The following is a 15,457-nucleotide window of genomic DNA, read 5'->3' as shown; positions in this document are numbered from 1 at the left end:
ACTTTTGAGTAGTCAGAACTCGGGGCTGGCTGGGGCCCGGGGCCGCGATCAGGCTGCCTGCATGCGATCCGTGATCCCTCTCGTCCTTCTCGGCCTGGGCAGCTCGATCACCGCCCTGGACTTCACCGTCGTCTACGTCGCGCTGCCGCAGATCGCCCGCGAGGCGGGGTTCTCCCCGTACGCGCTGCAGTGGGTGGTCAGCGGCTACGCGGTGCCCTTCGGCGGCTTCCTGCTGCTCGGGGGCCGCCTGTCCGATCTGCTCGGCAGGCGGCGCATGTTCGTCTCCGGCATGCTGCTGTACGGCGCCGCCTCGCTGCTCGGCGGGCTGGCCTCCTCCCCCGCACCGCTGGTCTGCGCCAGGGCGCTGCAGGGGCTCGGCGGAGCGGTGCTGATGCCCGCGACCCTCTCTCTGGTCGTCACCATGTTCGCGGAGGGGCCCGCGCGCAACCGGGCGATGACCGTGTGGGCGACGTGCGGCGCCGCCGGGCTGAGCCTCGGCGCGCTGCTCGGCGGCGTCCTGACCGGCGCGTTCGGCTGGGAGGCGGTCTTCTTCGTGAACGTGCCGCTGACGACGGTGGGCGCCGCTGCGGCGTTCGCCGTGCTGACACCGGACGGGAGGCGGCGGGCCGGCGGACTCGACCTGCCGGGAGCCCTCATCGGCACCGCGGGCGTCACCGGACTCGTGTTCGCCGTCGCGCAGGGCCCCCAGCGGGGCTGGACCTCCCCCGGCGCCCTGGCGTCCGCCGCCGCGGCTGCCGGGCTGCTCGCCGCCTTCCTCGTGATCGAGGCACGGAGCCGCGAGCCGTTGCTGCCGCCGCGGCTGCTCGCCAACCGGCACACGGCCGCCGGGGCCGGGGTCATCCTGGTCTACGGCCTGACCCTGCAGTGCGTGCCGTACTTCCTCACGCTGCACTTCCAGGACGTGCTCGGCTACGACGCCGCCGCGTCGGGCCTGGCCTTCCTCGGTCCCACCCTCGCGATCACCGCGGGCAACCTGGCCGCCGAACGGCTCATCCCGCGCCTCGGGCTGCGCGGCACGCTGATCCTCGGCATGGCCGTGGGGGCGACGGGCACGGCGGTGCTGGCGTGGCGCCTGTCGGCCGACGGATCCTACCTCGGTCTGCTGGCCGGCGTCGTCGGGTTCGGGCTCGGCGCGGGCCTGTGGTTCTCCACGATGTTCATCCTCGCCTCGACCGGCGTGGCCCCGCAGGAGCAGGGCGTGGTCTCCGGCCTGTCCTCCACCGTCCTTCAGGCGGGCAGCGCCGCGGGCCTGGCCGTCCTGGTGGCCGTGGCCGGCCGCGGGACCGCCGGCCTGACCGGGGAGGCGCTGCGCGCCGCCACCGCCGGCGGCCTGCGCTCCGCCGTCCTGGTCGCCGCCGTGATCTCCGTGACCGGCGTGGTGGTCACGCTCGCACTCGGTCCCGCCGGAAGGGACCGGCTCGCGGACCGCGCCTGAGCGGAGGGGGCGGTGCCGGGGGCCGGGTCAGAGGCAGGCCCGGCTGACCTCACGCAGGTAGCTCGCACCATCGGTGGCGACCTTCTGCGCCGCGTCCACCGCCGCGTTGGCGTCGTCGACATCGAGCTTCTTGAGGCTGTCGGCGAGTCCCTGGAGAGCGTCCCTGAGCGTGGTGTCGGCGGCCTTGTTCGCCATGTCCTCCAGATCGGCGGCGCCGTCCTCGATCTTCTTGCGCATGGCGGCGGGGTCGTCCACGACCTTGCCGATTTCGCTGATGGTCTGGGTGATCAGTCGCGTCGACTCGGCGCACGTCTGCGCCTTGTCCGCGCTCGCGCAGCCGGAGGCGAGCAGGACGGCGGCCGCGCAGGCGGCGGCGAACGGGAGGAGTCGCATGCCGATCACCCTACCCAACGGCGGCCCGCCCGCGCGGAACCGAAGCCGGGGCGCCCTTCGGGCCCCTCCGCACTCACCCCGTCGTCACCGCGTCATCACCGCGGTGACGACGTCGCGGAAATACCCCGCGACCTCGCGGGCGAAGGCGGTCCTGGACACTCCGGCCCGGCGCAGGGCCTCGCCGTGGTCAAGGGAGACCACGGCCAGCACGCCCGCCAGCAGCGACCACCACAGGGCCGAGGCGATCGACCGCGACAGCCGGGAGGACCTCCGGAAGGACCGCCGCAGCCGGTCACGGTGGAAGGGGACATGGCGCAGCTCGTCGGCGAGGATCCGGCCCGCGACCTCCGCGGCGAGCAGGTCACGGACGCCGTCGCGCACCGCCCGGTAGTAGCCGAGCGCGACCACCTCGGCGAGCATCAGGACCATCAGCTCCGTGCGCAGTCCGAGGAGCCGCCGCAGCCGGACGAAGGCGGCGTCGGTCCAGTGTCCGGAGATCGTCGCCGCGCCCGCCGCCTCCAGGAGCCGGCCCAGCAGGCGGGCGTGCTCGCACTCCTCGGCCACGAACAGGCGGACCGCCTCCGCGTAAACGGGGTCGCCCGCCTGACGGGCCTTGTCCAGCAGGCGGGCGCCGTCGCCGTCCTCCCCCACCTGGAACCGCTGGAGGCTCCGTACGAGGGCGGGCTCCAGCCGTGCTCCCGCGCTCCAGTCGGGGTCGCCCCAGGTGCGCCGCAGCAGCGCCGCGCCCTCGAAGTCGCGTAACCAGGCGGTGAAGTCGCCCGTGTCGACCGTCGTCGTCATGGCCCACGAACCTACGGAAGCGATGTGCAGATCCCGAGGGGGAGTTTGTAGAGGTTCGGCGTACACGGCCCACGGGCGCGGGGGCGCGACGGGCACCCGAGCGCGGGCCGTAGCATCTGCGGCATGGGGAATTGCGAACACCTGCTCGTGGCGGCCGACCCTGAGCCGCTCACTCCCGAGGGCTGCCAGGAGTGCCTGGAGCGCGGCATGCGATGGGTCCACCTGCGCAAGTGCCTGGAATGCGGCCACATCGGCTGCTGCGACTCCTCTCCCGGCAAGCACGCCACCGCCCACTACAAGGAGACCGGCCACCCGGTGATCCGCTCGTTCGAGCCGGGAGAGAACTGGCGCTGGTGCTTCGTGGACCAGCGCCTGAGCCAATAGACCGCGCTCTGAGCCCGCTCAGCCGCGTTCGAGCGTCGCCTCCTCGAAGTCGAGCTCCTGCATGACGCGGTGGAGGACCTCGTCGTCGATGCGCCGCTCGTCGCGCAGCCGCACGAACACCTCACGTTCCGCGGCGAGCATCTCGCGGCGCAACCGCCGGTAGAGCGAGGCGGGCGTCTCCTCGCCCTCGGGGCCGGTGCCGCCGCCGAGCCGCTCCCAGGCGTGCAGGGCCCGGCGCTCGGAGCGGGTGCGCAACTGGTCGACGACCTCTTCGTGGACGTCCAGCACGCCGTCGGAGGTGAGCTCCTCCAGCCGCGCCAGGGCCGCGGCCGCGGCGGCCTGCTGGGCGCCCGCCTCGGCGAGGTCGTCGGCGTACCGCTCCCGGGCCGTGGAGACGCCCAGCCGCCTGATCAGCCAGGGGAACGAGAGCCCGTGGACGATCAGTGTGCCCACGACGATCGCGAACGTCAGGAACAGCAGCAGGTTGCGCTGGGGGAAGTGCTCGGGCAGGGCGAAGGCCGCGGCCAGCGACACCACCCCGCGCATGCCCGCCCAGCTCGTCAGCATCACGTTCTGCCAGGACGGCGTCTTGGGCTCCCTGGCGCGCACCCGCTTCGACAGCATCCGCGGCAGGTAGGTGCTGGGCGGCACCCACGCGATCCGCACGAGCACGACCACCAGGAACAGCACGATCGCGTACGTCGCCAGCTCTCCCGGCCGCTCGCCGTTCAAGCCGGCGATGATCGGGCGCAGTTGCAGGCCGATCAGGGCGAACACGATCGACTCCAGCACCAGGTCGGCGACCTTCCACACCGCGCCCGACAGCAGCCGGGTGCCGTACGTCGTCCGGCTGAGCTCGTGGCCCAGGTAGATGCCGACGATCACGACGGCGATCACCCCGGAGGCGTGCACCGCCTCGGCCGCGAGGTAGGCGGCGTACGGCACGAGCAGCGAGACGCCGTTGGCGATCAGCGCGTCGTCGAGCCGCCGCAGCACGAACCCCGCGAGGTAGGCGATGGCGAGGCCGATCGCCACGCCGAGGCCGGCGGCCAGGAGGAACTGCCCGCCGATGCCGAGCAGGTCGGCGGCGGCGCCGGTCACCGCGCCGACCGCGACCCGGTAGGCGGTCAGCGCCGTGGCGTCGTTGAACAGGCTCTCGCCCACGAGGATGGTCAGCGCGCGTCGCGGCAGGCCGAGCCTGCGTCCGATGGCGACCGCCGACACGGCGTCGGGAGGGGCGACGATCGCGCCGAGCGCGAAGGCCGCCGCGAGCGGGAGCTGGGGGACGATCGCGTGCGCGACGAAGCCGACCACCAGGGTGGTCGCCAGGACGAGCCCGACGGCCAGGAGGCCGACGGGCCTGGCGGCGTCGCGCAGCCGCAGGTATGAGCTGTCCAGCGCCGCCGAGTAGAGCATCGGCGGCAGGAAGACCACCAGGACGATATGGGGGTCGAGGCTGTAGTCGGGGATCCCGGGCACGTAGGAGGCGGCCAGGCCGGCCACCACCAGGAGCAGTGGGGCCGACCAGTCGCGCCATCTGGCCAGGGCGGCGACGCCGAGGGCGCCGGCCGGGAGCAGGAGGAACTGCAATGCCGTTGATGTGTCCATCAAACGACGAGGTTACTTACAGCTGGAACTCCCGCGGACCGGGGCCCTCACCACCCCCGCGAGGTATCCCAGCCCTCCCCGTCCTCGTCCGACCACGGGATCGGGGAGTCCGCGGCGGGCTGCCCGCCGCGCCGCCCCCCGCGGCGCTCGTGCTCGGCGTGCTGATCCGGGGCCTGACCGGCCGGCCACTGGTCCGGCCGCAGGCGCTCGCCCGTGGTGTAGAGCAGCGGTTCGCTCGCGTACTGCTCGTTCGGGTACGGCTCGTTGACGTAGGGCCGGACCGCGCCGAGGCCGAGGGGGTCGCTCGGGTCGACCGCCCCGGGCTGCTGCCCCGCGGGCTGCGGGGCGTGAGGTTGCGGGGCGTGAGGTTGCGGGGCGTGAGGTTGCGGGGCGTGAGGTTGCGGAGCCTGGGGGTAGGCCGGCTGCGGCCCGGTCTGGGCCGAGGACGCGACGAGGCGGTCCTGGGTGGGCGTGCCCCGGGCGACGAGCACGTCGTTGGGGCCGAGCGCGGCGGGCGCCGGGTAGGCCTCGGGGGCCGGGGCGGGCGGCGGCACCGGCGGACGGGCGTACTGCCCCGTCCCCGGATAATCGGGGCCGGGATAGTCCGCGTAGTTGTAGTCGGACGGTGCGGGCTGCTCGGGGAACCCGGCGTCGTGCGACCCGCGGCGGTCCCGGGCGGCGTATCCGTTCTCGCCCTGCGCGTAGCCGTCGCGGGCCCTGCCGTAGCCGTCCGGGGCCTGGCCGTAGCCGTCGGGCGCGGTGACGTGGCCCTCGTCGGCGGCGTACCCGTCCCGGGCCTGGCCGTACGGGATCTGGGACGCGTTGTGCGGCGCGTTCTGGGGCGCGCCGTAGGGGTCCTGCGCCGCGTATCCGTCACCGGGCTGCCCCGCGTACGCGTCGGGCACGGCGTAGGCGTCCTGGGCCCGCGTCGCGTACGCGTCCGGGGATTCGGCCGCGTACGGGTCGTGGACCTGCGTGGCGTACGGGTCGTGGACCTGGGTCGCGTAGGCGTCCTGCCCCTGGTCCTGCGGGTGTGCGGGGTACCCCTCCTGGGGGGCGTAGCCGTCCTGGCCCGCCGTTCCCTGCCGGGGGAACGGTCCCGTCCCGGCGTCCTGCTCCTCGCCACCCGCCTCGGCGAAACCCTCGTCGAGAGTGTCGATCAGCCGTCCCACGTCGTTCATGGGCATGCGGAAACTGGCCGTGCACATCTCGCCCCGCCACAGGCTCAGTACCAGCGTGCCGTCGTGCCACGTGACCCGGAGCACACGGTCCTGGCCTCGCGCGTCGAAGAACACCTCGCCGAACGATGGCAGTGGGACAACTTCCGACATGGCAGACATAGTGCCTTTACCTGCCCTTTTCCGTCCACTCGATCTCGGGAACCCTCGCGAAACTTCCGTTTCGTCCCTTTTCGACCTCACTGGGTAGATCGCCGTTGACCTTGAGAGCACTGACATCTCAGTGTGCCACGCGTGCCGGGAGGGAGTTCCTGGAACGCCAGGATGTGGTGGGGCGGACACGCACAGGATGTCGGTGGCACCGGGTAGCGTTCTTCCGTGCCCAAGGACCGTCCCGAGCTCCCGCCCGTCGAAGAACTCCTCACCGCCGCGGTGACCGCACTGGGCGGCGTCGAGCGCCCGGGGCAGGTCAAGATGGCGCAGGCGGTGCGCGACGCCGTCGAGAGCGAGGAGCACCTCGCGGTGCAGGCCGGCACCGGCACCGGCAAGTCGCTCGCCTACCTCGTGCCCGCGATCAGGCACGCGGCCGAGAAGGGCGAGGCCGTGGTGGTGTCCACCGCCACGATCGCGCTGCAACGCCAGCTGGTCGACCGCGACCTGCCCCGGTTGGCCGACGCGCTGGAGAGCCTGCTGCCGCACCGGCCCGAGTTCGCGATTTTGAAGGGCCGCCGCAACTACCTGTGCCGCCACAAGATGGCCGACGGGATGCCCGAGGACGAGGACGACCAGCTCTTCGACCCGCGTGAGGTCAGCGCCACCGGCCGGATGGTGCAGCGCATCCAGGAGTGGGCCAACGAGACCGAGACCGGCGACCGCGACGAGATCGTGCCCGGCGTGAGCGACCAGGCCTGGCGGCAGTTCTCCGTGACGGCCCGGGAGTGCCTGGGGGCCCAGCGGTGCCCCAGCGGCGCCGACTGCTTCGCCGAGCTCGCGCGGGAGCGCGCGGGCGAGGCCGACGTCGTGGTCACCAACCACGCGCTGCTGGCGATCGACGCCATGGAGGACTTCGCGGTCCTGCCCGAACACGACGTGGTCGTGGTGGACGAGGCACACGAGCTGGTCGACCGGGTGACGTCGGTGGTCACCGGAGAGCTGTCGGAGAGCACGGTGAGCCTCGCCGTGCGCCGGGCCGGACGGCTCGTCGAGCAGGGCGTGGCCGACCGGCTCCAGGAGGCGGGTGAGGACCTGCGCGCCCTGCTGGCCGTCGCCCCGCCCGGCCGCGTCGACACGCTGCCGGGGTCGCTCGGGATGACGCTCGCGCTGGTGCGCGACGCCGCCTTCGCCTGCATCACGGCCCTCGGACCGCGCAACAAGGACAAGGACGACCCGGAGAACGCCGGGCTGCGCAAGGCCGCCTTCACGGCGCTGGACGATGTGCACGACACCGCCCAGCGGATGCTCGACGCCTTCGGCCCGGCGGCCGGCCGCGACGCGGCCGGAGACGACGCGGAGGACAGCGGGAACTCGCGGGACTCAGGAGACTCACGGGATTCGGAGCGCGGCGCGAACGGCGGCCCAGGGGACGCGCGGTCCGAGGAGGTCCACCGGGCGGAGGTCGTCTGGCTGGAGGAGGGGCGCGGGCGCGTTCCTCCCACCCTGCGGGTGGCGCCGCTGTCGGTCGGCGGCATGCTGCGCGACAAGCTGTTCGGCGACCGCACCGTCGTCCTCACGAGCGCGACGCTCGCACTCGGCGGCTCGTTCGACAGCCTGTCCCGCCAGTGGGGCCTGCGAGCCGGGGAGTGGACCGGCCTCGACGTCGGCTCGCCGTTCGATCACCCGCGCCGGGGCATCCTCTACGTCGCCACGCATCTCCCCCAACCCGGCCGCGACGGCCTGCCCGAGGCATACGTCGACGAGATCGCCGAGCTCATCGAGGCGGCCGGCGGCCGGACGCTCGGCCTGTTCTCCTCCATGCGGGCCGCGAAGGCCGCCACGGAGGCGCTGCGCGAGCGGCTCGACGTGCCGCTGCTCTGCCAGGGCGACGACTCGACCTCGCAGCTCGTCAAGCAGTTCGCGGGCGACCCCGCCACCTGCCTGTTCGGCACGCTGTCCCTGTGGCAGGGCGTCGACGTGCCGGGCCCGTCGCTGACCCTGGTGATCATCGACAGGATCCCGTTCCCGCGTCCCGACGACCCGCTCGCCTCGGCCCGGCAGCGGCACGTGGCGGCCACGGGGGGCAACGGTTTCATGGCGGTGGCGGCCACCCACGCCGCGCTGCTGCTGGCGCAGGGCGCGGGCCGGCTGCTGCGGTCGATGGACGACCGGGGCGTCGTCGCCGTTCTCGATCCGAGGCTCGCCACCGCCCGTTACAGCGGGTTCCTGCTCAACTCGCTGCCGCCCTTCTGGCGCACCACCGATCCCGCGAAGGTCCGCGACGCCCTGCGCCGCCTCACCGCCGGCTCCTGAGCCGGGCCTCCGCCTGCGGGAGACCCGGCCGCTCCGGCTCTGGTCACATCTTCGTGGCCGCGCCGAACGTCTCCCCCGCGTTCAGGCGCCGGACGAGGTCGAGCACGGCGTGCGGCCCGCCGTTCGCGGTGACCCATCGGCTCACCCGGCACGCCGCCTTCGCGTAGGTGCGCCGGTCGGCGCCGGCCGCCCGCAGCCAGGCGTCCAGCGTCACCGGCAGCGCGGCGTCCGCGCTCACCAGGCAGCGGTCGGCCGCCGTCTCCGGCGCGAGATACCGCGGGTCGCCGGCGACCAGGACGGCCAGGCCCTCGTCGAACCACTGGGGCACCTCCGCACCACCCGAGTCGAGCCGGGCATGCAGTTCGACATGCGACATCTCGTGTGAGGCGATGACCGGATCCACGCCCTCGGGCGACAGCATCACCGCGCGGTTCAGCACCGCGACGCCCCGCTCCCCTCCGCCGCCGATCCGGCGGTAACAGCGCTCGCTGAGGCAGGCGAGGATCCGCGGGGAGGTCTGCCTGCCGCCGTAGAAGTCGCGGACGCGCCGCTCCGCCTCCTCCACGGTGGAGACCACCTGCCGCCTCCGGTCCGGCGGCAGTCCCGATTCCGCGTAGACATCCGGGGCCAGCCGCTCCAGCCCGTAACAGCCGGGGCAGGTCGTGGCGGCGACCGACGGGAAGGCCACCGCCACGACGGCGGCCGCCGCGATCGGCAGGGCCGCGAGCACGACGAGCAGCCACACCCGTCCGCGCCGTCGTTTCCACGCCATCGTCACTCCCCTTGCTCGAATTCGGCGTCGGCGTCCACCGCGCCGGTGGTCGTGAAGCAGGATCTTCGCGCGTCGTCCGCCCGTCGCGCATCGGACCGGGGTAGGACCTCTCCCGGTCTGAGGCGGCGTTCGCGCGGGCCGGGCTGCCGGTGCGTGGGCCCTACGGCGCCATCCGCGCCTCGGGCAGGGCGTGAGGCCCGCGACCTTGCGTAAAGTGCGGGGACATGAGCGCTGACACCCCTGTCACGTCGGTATGCCTCACCCGGGGCGGCCGACCGGCCTTCGTCGTGAACGTCGAGGTCTTCCTGGAGCGAGACGGCCGGTGGCTGCTCATCCGGCGCGGCAGACGGGAGGCTCACGCACCCGGCATGCTCGCCGGCGTGGGCGGCAAGGTCGAGGTCGACGGCGCGGGACTCGACGTGCTCGAGGAGACGGCACGGCGTGAGGTCGCCGAGGAGATCGGGGTCGACATCACGGGAGCCGGACTCTCCTATGTGGAGAGCGGGTTCTTCGTCACCGACGACGGCGACCCCGTCGTCAACGTGGTCTTCCGCGCGACGATGCCGCCCCACGCCCAGCCCGTGGCCGCCTCGCCGGAGGAGGTGGAGGAATTCCTCTGGCTCACCGCCGCGGAGGCGGAAGGCGATCCGGAGTGCCCACCCTGGACATCACGGGGCCTGCGCCGCGCGACAGCGCGGGCCGGCACGCCGGCGTAGTCGTCTGCGGGGACGCGCCGGCACCGCGGCGCGGGCCCGCCGGGTCAGGGAGATGAAGCAGGGTCAGGAAGCAGGGGGCAGCGGACCGAGTTCGGGTCGCTTGGGGGCGAGGCCGTCGCCGGAGGACGTCCCGCGAAGGCGCCGCCCGATCCACGGGCCGAAGTGCTCCCTGAGCCACTGCACGTCCTCACGGCGCTTGGCCCTCGGGTCCATCGTCTCCCGGGGCGGCCAGGTCTTGCGCCAGTCGTCCTCGCCGGGCACGCCCAGCACGTGCAGCACCCGGGCCGCGACCAGGCGGTGGCCCTCGGCGTTCATGTGCAGCCGGTCGCCGCTCCAGGCCCGCCAGTCCCGCAGCCCCTGCATCGACCACATGTCAACCAGGTGGCAGCCGTACAGGTCGGCGATCGAGCGCACGTGCATGAAGAAGATCGCGAACTTGCCGCGCAGCTGCCGCATGATCGGGGTGTCCCGGGGATCGGTCCCGGTGAACAGCACGACGTCGGCGCCGGTGGCCCGCAGGTCGCGTACGGCGGCGGCCAGCTTCTTGGCCATCTGGTCGGGGTCGGCGCCGGGGCGGATGAGGTCGTTGCCGCCCGCGCAGAAGCTGATGAGGTCGGGCTTCAGCTGGACGGCCACGGGCACCTGGTCGGCGACGATCTGGTCGATCAGCTTCCCCCGCACCGCGAGGTTGGCGTAGCGGAAGTCCGGTTCGAGTAAGGCGAGCCGCTCGGCGACCCGGTCGGCCCAGCCCCGGTAACGGACCACCTCACCCGGCGCCGGAGGGGGCGCGTCCGGGAGGGGGTCGTTGAGTCCCTCGGTGAAGCTGTCTCCGACCGCCACGTACGACCGGTAGCCCATGATCCCTTCTTTCGTCACTCGCCCATGTCCGCGATCGCGCGCAGCGCGAGCTCGTACGACCGCATGCCGAACCCCGCGATCGTCCCGGTGGCCACCGCCGCCACGACCGAGGTGTGGCGGAACTCCTCCCGCGCGTTCGGGTTGGAGATGTGCACCTCGACCAGCGGAGCCGTACGCTGCGCGATCGCGTCGCGCAGCGCGTACGAATAGTGGGTGAAGGCGGCGGGGTTGAGGACCACGGGGGTCCTGCTGTCGGCCGCCTCGTGGATCCAGCTCACCAGCTCGGCCTCGTCGTCGGTCTGCCTGACCTCCACCGACAGGCCCAGCTCGCGGCCGGACTCGCGGCACAGGGCCGCCAGGTCGTCGAAGGTCTGCGCGCCGTAGACGTCGGGCTCCCGGCTGCCGAGACGGCCCAGGTTGGGCCCGTTCAGGACGAGCACCTGCCTCATCGGGCGACCTCCCGGTAGGCGGCTTCGAGCAGTTCCTCCGAGGGGTCCTCCAGGCGGGCGGGCCTGCCGATGTCGTCGAGCACGACGAACCGCAGCACCGCTCCCCTGGCCTTCTTGTCCACGCGCATGTGCTCGCGCAGCCGAGGCCAGGCGTCGGCGCGGTAGGAGGTGGGCAGCCCGACCGACTCGAGGATCGAGCGTGTGCGGTCCACGACGTCGCGGCCGACGCGGCCGTCGAGCCGGGACAGCTCGGCGGCGTAGACCAGCCCGATGGCCACGGCCTCGCCGTGCCTGATGCGGTAGTCCTCGACCCGCTCGATCGCGTGGGCGAGGGTGTGGCCGTAGTTGAGGATCTCCCGGATGCCGCTTTCGCGCAGGTCCGCCCCGACGACGTCGGCCTTCACCCGGATCTTGCGCTCGACCAGCTCGCGGGTGTGCTCGCCCTCGGGGGTGCGGGCGGCGGCGGGGTCGTCCTCGATCAGCATGAGGATCGTGGGATCGGCGATGAACCCGCCCTTGATGATCTCGGCGAGGCCGGCGACGTAGTCCTCGCGCGGCACGCTCGCCAGCGTGGCCAGGTCGCACAGCACGCCCTTCGGCGGGTGGAAGGACCCGACCAGGTTCTTGCCCTCGGGGGTGTTGATGCCGGTCTTGCCGCCGACGGCCGCGTCCACCATGGCCAGCAGCGTGGTCGGCACCTGCACGACCTGGACGCCGCGCAGCCACGTCGCGGCCACGAATCCGGCCAGGTCGGTGGTCGCCCCGCCGCCGACGCCGACGACCGCGTCGGAACGCGTGATGCCGTACCGGCCGAACGCCGACCACAGCTCGGCCGCGACGTGGACGGACTTGGCCTCCTCGCCGTCCGGCACGGGCAGGGCGACGACCTCGTGTCCGGCGCCCTCCAGGGTCTCGCGCACGGGCCTGGCGATCTCGGGCAGCCCGGCGGGGTGGATCACGGCGACCGTGCGCACCTTCGCGTCCAGCAGGCCCGGCAGCTCCGGCAGCACATCGGTGCCGACGACGACGTCGTACGGGCTCTCGCCGCGCACGGTGATGCGCGTCGCGGTCACAGCGCCCCCTCGATCTCGGTCACCACGTCCTCGGGCTCGCGGCCGTCGGTGGCGACGGTGATCGCGGCGAGGCTCTCGTAGATCGGACGGCGCTGCTCCATCAGCTGCCTCAGCCGGCTGCGCGGGTTCAGCACCAGCAGCGGGCGGGCCGAGGCGAGGCCGACCCGCTTGACCGCCTGGTCGAGCCCGACCTGGAGGTACACGACCCGGTGGCCGGACAGCAGCTTCTGGGTGTGCTCGTGCAGGATCGCGCCGCCGCCGAGCGCGAGCACGCCCGGGTGCGTCTCCAGCGCGTCACGCACGGCCTGCGCCTCCAGCTCGCGGAACCTCTCCTCGCCGTCCTCCACGAACACGTCGCTGACGGTCTTGCCCGCGACGGCCTCGACGTCGGCGTCGGTGTCGCGGAACGGCAGGCCGAGGCGGTCCGCGAGGAGCCGCCCGACCGTGGACTTGCCCGAGCCGGGCGGGCCGATGAGGACCGCGGCGGGGCCTTGGGACGCCGATTGCATGATCACAAACCCTATTACTTGATGACCAGGGACGACAGGTAACCCGACAGGTTGCGCGCGACCTCTTCGACGGAGTCGCCGCCGAACTTCTCGACGGCCGCGTCCGCGAGCACCAGCGCCACCATCGCCTCGGCGACGATCGCGGCGGCCGGGACCGCGCAGACGTCCGAGCGCTCGTGGTGCGCCTTGGCCGGTTCGCCGGTCAGCACGTCGACCGTGGCGAGCGCGCGGGGCACGGTGGAGATCGGCTTCATCGCGGCGCTGACCCGCAGCGGCTCGCCGTTGGTCATGCCGCCCTCGACGCCGCCGGCCCGGTTGGTCATCCGGCGCACGCCCTCGGGGGTGTTCTCGATCTCGTCGTGGGCCCGCGAGCCGGGGCGGCGGGCGGTCTCGAAGCCGTCGCCGACCGCGACCCCCTTGATCGCCTGGATGCCCATGAGCGCCCCGGCGAGGCGGGAGTCGAGACGGCGGTCCCAGTGGGTGTAGCTGCCGAGGCCCGGCGGCAGGCCGTAGGCGACGACCTCGACCACGCCGCCGAGGGTGTCGCCGTCCTTGTGCGCCTTGTCGATCTCGGCGACCATCGCCGCGCTGGCGGCCGGGTCGACGCAGCGCACCGGGTCGGCGTCCACCGCCTCCATGTCGCCGGGGCCGGGAAGGACATCGCGGGGCGCCACGGCCTCGCCGATCGAGGTCACATGGCTGATGATGTCGACGCCCAGGGCCTGCTTGAGGAAGGCGCGGGCGACCTGGCCGAGCGCCACCCGGGCGGCGGTCTCCCGGGCGCTGGCCCGGTCGAGCACCGGCCGCGCGTCGTCGAAGCCGTACTTCTGCATGCCGGCGAGGTCCGCGTGGCCGGGGCGGGGCCGCGACCGCGGCGCGTTGCGCGCCTGGCCCTCCAGCACCGCCGGGTCCACCGGATCGGCGGCCATCACGGTCTCCCACTTCGGCCACTCGGTGTTGCCGACGCGGATAGCGACGGGCGAGCCGAGCGTGCGGCCGTGCCGTACGCCGCCGGAGATCGTCACCTCGTCCTGCTCGAACTTCATCCGCGCCCCGCGGCCGTATCCGAGACGGCGGCGGCGCAGCGCCTCGGCGAGGTCGGCGGTGGTCACCTCCACCCCGGCGGGCAGGCCTTCCAGGATCGCGAGAAGCTCGGGGCCGTGTGACTCCCCGGCGGTCAACCAGCGCAGCATGGTGACAAGTCTTCCATGTGCGCCCGACTGCGGCGTCCCCCTGACACCCCCATGACCGTACGCGGATGCCCCCTGACCCGGAAACCGCACGTGCTACCCGCCGGGGAAAGCCCCTGGGAAAGCCCCGGGAAAGGCCACTGCGACGAGCGCCCCCGCGAGCATGAACGGGCCGAACGGGAACTCGGTCGTGCGGGTGGCTCTGCGGGCCAGGAGCAGCCCCACGGCGTACAGCGCGCCGAGGACCTGGCCCGCCATGCCGGCGACGACCGTGGCCTGCATGCCGAGCGCGCCGGTGAGCAGGCCGATCAGCCCGGCCAGCTTGACGTCGCCGAGCCCGAGGCCCGTGGGGCGGGCGAACCACAGCACGGCGTAGACGGCGCCGAGCGCGCAACCCGACGCGACCGCGGGCAGCAGGCGGCCAGACGGCGCGAGCAGGGCCAGCAGGATCGGGTACGACGGCAGCGTGATCGCGTCGGGCAGCCGCCAGGTCCTCCGGTCGATCTCCGCGAGTGCGGCCCCCGCCACCACGGCGTACAGCCACGCGGCGAGCACCCAGCCGTCGTGGACGCGCCAGGCCACCAGCGCCGCGGCCAGCGCGGTCGCGCCCTCGACCACGAACGGCGGGCGGGGCAGCGGCACGGTGCTGGCCGCCGCCGCGAAAGCCTTCCGCGCCTCTCCGCGGCGGCTCTCGCGCCGGTCGTCCGGCTCCGGGCCGAACCCGCCGGAGGCCGCCCGCGCGTACGCGCCGGCGATCAGGCCGAGGACGGCGGCGACGAGGACGACGAGGGACACGCGGCCGACACTAACGCCCGCGCGCCGCCGAGGGCCGGGGCGCGGGCTCCCCTGTGGACGACCGCGTTCCTGTGGACGACGCGACCGTCGCCGGCCGCGCGGCCCGTCTCGGCCCGCGGCGGGTCGGGCGGGTGTTCGGGTGCCACGGCGGCACAGGCGCGTCAGGCAGGAGGAGCCGGGCGTCGCGCGGGGCGGCGGCCGAGGCCGCTCAGGCGCGGCGGCGGCTCCACCAGCGGCCGCGGCGCTTGTCCTCCGCGGTCCCCAGACGGGCCACCGTGGCGCCCGGCACCTCGCGGGCGAGGCGGTCCACGGCGGAGGCGTCCCGCTTGGCCTCCTCCACCGTGGCGAGGGCCTGCAGCATGCCGCCCTCGATCACGAACGGGACCGGCCCGGCCACGTCGACCACCACGGCGGCGGCGCTCTCGTGCCGCGCCGCCTGGCAGACCTGCGGGGCCGTGGCCTGCACCGGCCGGGCGTCCGGGCGCCACCTGCGCATCGGCTCGGTCCCGGTGAAGGCGAGCACGGCCTCACGACCGTCCTTGCCGACCAGTTTCGGGAGGGCCATCTCGCTCTCCTTCTCCTGGCGCAGGCCGTGCTCCCCCACTTCCGACTCGGTGAGCAGCGCGACCACGGGCACCAGCAGCCTCGTCCCGGCGAGCACCGCCAGGACGTCGGCCGCCGTCGCCGTGCCGGCCTGGAACGCCGACAGCGCCGCCGCGACGGACGCGTCGGTGCCGCCGTCGTCGTCGGGGCGCAGGGGCTGCGGAATCGATGGCACGTCTCCCGACCCTACCCAAGGACCGCGCCGG

16 protein-coding genes are annotated in these 15,457 nt (G+C 73.8%); 4 read left to right on the top strand and 12 right to left on the bottom strand.

The window, feature by feature from the left end:
- Positions 1–61 precede the first annotated feature (61 nt).
- Entirely contained in the window at positions 62–1,456 is a 1,395-nt protein-coding gene (locus HHX35_RS36760) for an MFS transporter (RefSeq protein WP_182903213.1), read from the top strand.
- Positions 1,457–1,483: 27 nt separating this feature from the next.
- Here HHX35_RS36760 and HHX35_RS36755 read toward each other — a convergent pair whose 3' ends face one another.
- Together HHX35_RS36755 and HHX35_RS36750 are read right to left on the bottom strand one after the other, a co-directional pair.
- A complete protein-coding gene (locus tag HHX35_RS36755; RefSeq protein WP_139574802.1) occupies positions 1,484–1,849 on the bottom strand; it encodes a hypothetical protein in 366 nt (121 codons plus the stop codon).
- 84 nt (positions 1,850–1,933) lie between these two features.
- Positions 1,934–2,650, bottom strand: coding sequence for a ferritin-like domain-containing protein (locus tag HHX35_RS36750; RefSeq protein WP_182903212.1), 717 nt, complete (start codon positions 2,648–2,650; stop codon positions 1,934–1,936).
- Positions 2,651–2,773: 123 nt separating this feature from the next.
- Here HHX35_RS36750 and HHX35_RS36745 point away from each other — a divergent pair, with 123 nt between their 5' ends.
- Positions 2,774–3,034: a ubiquitin carboxyl-terminal hydrolase 14 gene (locus HHX35_RS36745; RefSeq protein ID WP_142562839.1), complete on the top strand. Its 261-nt coding sequence runs from the start codon at positions 2,774–2,776 to the stop codon at positions 3,032–3,034.
- Positions 3,035–3,052: 18 nt separating this feature from the next.
- On the opposite strand, the gene HHX35_RS36740 is transcribed toward HHX35_RS36745, so the two are convergent.
- On the bottom strand, positions 3,053–4,642 hold the full coding sequence (locus tag HHX35_RS36740) for a Na+/H+ antiporter (protein ID WP_182903211.1): 1,590 nt from the start codon (positions 4,640–4,642) through the stop codon (positions 3,053–3,055).
- A 47-nt stretch (positions 4,643–4,689) separates the two neighbouring features.
- Positions 4,690–5,973 (bottom strand): hypothetical protein, encoded by a 1,284-nt coding sequence (locus HHX35_RS36735; protein ID WP_182903210.1) that lies wholly within the window; start codon positions 5,971–5,973, stop codon positions 4,690–4,692.
- Positions 5,974–6,198: 225 nt separating this feature from the next.
- Between HHX35_RS36735 and HHX35_RS36730 the strand changes: the two genes are divergently transcribed.
- Positions 6,199–8,286, top strand: coding sequence for an ATP-dependent DNA helicase (locus HHX35_RS36730; RefSeq protein WP_182903209.1), 2,088 nt, complete (start codon positions 6,199–6,201; stop codon positions 8,284–8,286).
- A 43-nt stretch (positions 8,287–8,329) separates the two neighbouring features.
- Here the strand turns inward: HHX35_RS36730 and HHX35_RS36725 are convergent, their stop codons facing one another.
- Positions 8,330–9,058 carry a hypothetical protein gene (locus tag HHX35_RS36725; RefSeq protein WP_220506297.1) on the bottom strand — a complete coding sequence of 243 codons (729 nt, stop codon included), beginning with the start codon at positions 9,056–9,058 and terminating at the stop codon, positions 8,330–8,332.
- A gap of 224 nt (positions 9,059–9,282) precedes the next feature.
- Between HHX35_RS36725 and HHX35_RS36720 the strand changes: the two genes are divergently transcribed.
- Positions 9,283–9,774, top strand: a complete 492-nt coding sequence (locus HHX35_RS36720; protein ID WP_182903208.1) for an NUDIX hydrolase — start codon at positions 9,283–9,285, stop codon at positions 9,772–9,774.
- A gap of 63 nt (positions 9,775–9,837) precedes the next feature.
- Here the strand turns inward: HHX35_RS36720 and HHX35_RS36715 are convergent, their stop codons facing one another.
- The 7 genes from HHX35_RS36715 to HHX35_RS36685 all read right to left on the bottom strand — a co-directional run bounded on the left by HHX35_RS36715 (position 9,838) and on the right by HHX35_RS36685 (position 15,426).
- Entirely contained in the window at positions 9,838–10,632 is a 795-nt protein-coding gene (locus HHX35_RS36715; RefSeq protein WP_182903247.1) for an SGNH/GDSL hydrolase family protein, read from the bottom strand.
- A gap of 14 nt (positions 10,633–10,646) precedes the next feature.
- The gene (aroQ, locus tag HHX35_RS36710; protein ID WP_030505341.1) at positions 10,647–11,081 is read right to left on the bottom strand and encodes a type II 3-dehydroquinate dehydratase; all 435 of its coding nucleotides are present in this window, start codon (positions 11,079–11,081) and stop codon (positions 10,647–10,649) included.
- Positions 11,078–12,154: a 3-dehydroquinate synthase gene (gene aroB, locus HHX35_RS36705; RefSeq protein ID WP_182903207.1), complete on the bottom strand. Its 1,077-nt coding sequence runs from the start codon at positions 12,152–12,154 to the stop codon at positions 11,078–11,080. Before aroB ends, aroQ begins: the two co-directional genes overlap by 4 nt.
- Complete coding sequence (locus HHX35_RS36700; RefSeq protein ID WP_182903206.1) at positions 12,151–12,663, bottom strand: shikimate kinase; 513 nt, start codon at positions 12,661–12,663, stop codon at positions 12,151–12,153. Before HHX35_RS36700 ends, aroB begins: the two co-directional genes overlap by 4 nt.
- A gap of 14 nt (positions 12,664–12,677) precedes the next feature.
- Positions 12,678–13,856, bottom strand: a complete 1,179-nt coding sequence (gene aroC, locus HHX35_RS36695; protein ID WP_182903205.1) for a chorismate synthase — start codon at positions 13,854–13,856, stop codon at positions 12,678–12,680.
- Between the two features lie 93 nt (positions 13,857–13,949).
- Positions 13,950–14,648, bottom strand: coding sequence for an A24 family peptidase (locus tag HHX35_RS44890; RefSeq protein ID WP_182903204.1), 699 nt, complete (start codon positions 14,646–14,648; stop codon positions 13,950–13,952).
- 208 nt (positions 14,649–14,856) lie between these two features.
- On the bottom strand, positions 14,857–15,426 hold the full coding sequence (locus HHX35_RS36685; RefSeq protein WP_182903203.1) for an SseB family protein: 570 nt from the start codon (positions 15,424–15,426) through the stop codon (positions 14,857–14,859).
- Positions 15,427–15,457 lie beyond the last annotated feature (31 nt).

The sequence above is a fragment of the Microbispora sp. H10830 genome (assembly GCF_014161375.1).
Lineage (GTDB): Bacteria > Actinomycetota > Actinomycetes > Streptosporangiales > Streptosporangiaceae > Microbispora > Microbispora catharanthi.
This window is presented reverse-complemented; position numbering and strand designations above follow the sequence as displayed.

Excerpts from the sequence above, each read along its gene's own strand:
- HHX35_RS36760 (WP_182903213.1), top strand. The coding sequence starts at position 62 with ATGCGATCCGTGATCCCTCTCGTCCTTCTCGGCCTGGGCAGCTCGATC.
- HHX35_RS36755 (WP_139574802.1), bottom strand. The coding sequence starts at position 1,849 with ATGCGACTCCTCCCGTTCGCCGCCGCCTGCGCGGCCGCCGTCCTGCTC.
- HHX35_RS36750 (WP_182903212.1), bottom strand. The coding sequence starts at position 2,650 with ATGACGACGACGGTCGACACGGGCGACTTCACCGCCTGGTTACGCGAC.
- HHX35_RS36745 (WP_142562839.1), top strand. The coding sequence starts at position 2,774 with ATGGGGAATTGCGAACACCTGCTCGTGGCGGCCGACCCTGAGCCGCTC.
- HHX35_RS36740 (WP_182903211.1), bottom strand. The coding sequence starts at position 4,642 with ATGGACACATCAACGGCATTGCAGTTCCTCCTGCTCCCGGCCGGCGCC.
- HHX35_RS36735 (WP_182903210.1), bottom strand. The coding sequence starts at position 5,973 with ATGTCGGAAGTTGTCCCACTGCCATCGTTCGGCGAGGTGTTCTTCGAC.
- HHX35_RS36725 (WP_220506297.1), bottom strand. The coding sequence starts at position 9,058 with ATGGCGTGGAAACGACGGCGCGGACGGGTGTGGCTGCTCGTCGTGCTC.
- HHX35_RS36720 (WP_182903208.1), top strand. The coding sequence starts at position 9,283 with ATGAGCGCTGACACCCCTGTCACGTCGGTATGCCTCACCCGGGGCGGC.
- HHX35_RS36715 (WP_182903247.1), bottom strand. The coding sequence starts at position 10,632 with ATGGGCTACCGGTCGTACGTGGCGGTCGGAGACAGCTTCACCGAGGGA.
- aroQ (WP_030505341.1), bottom strand. The coding sequence starts at position 11,081 with ATGAGGCAGGTGCTCGTCCTGAACGGGCCCAACCTGGGCCGTCTCGGC.
- HHX35_RS36700 (WP_182903206.1), bottom strand. The coding sequence starts at position 12,663 with ATGCAATCGGCGTCCCAAGGCCCCGCCGCGGTCCTCATCGGCCCGCCC.
- aroC (WP_182903205.1), bottom strand. The coding sequence starts at position 13,856 with ATGCTGCGCTGGTTGACCGCCGGGGAGTCACACGGCCCCGAGCTTCTC.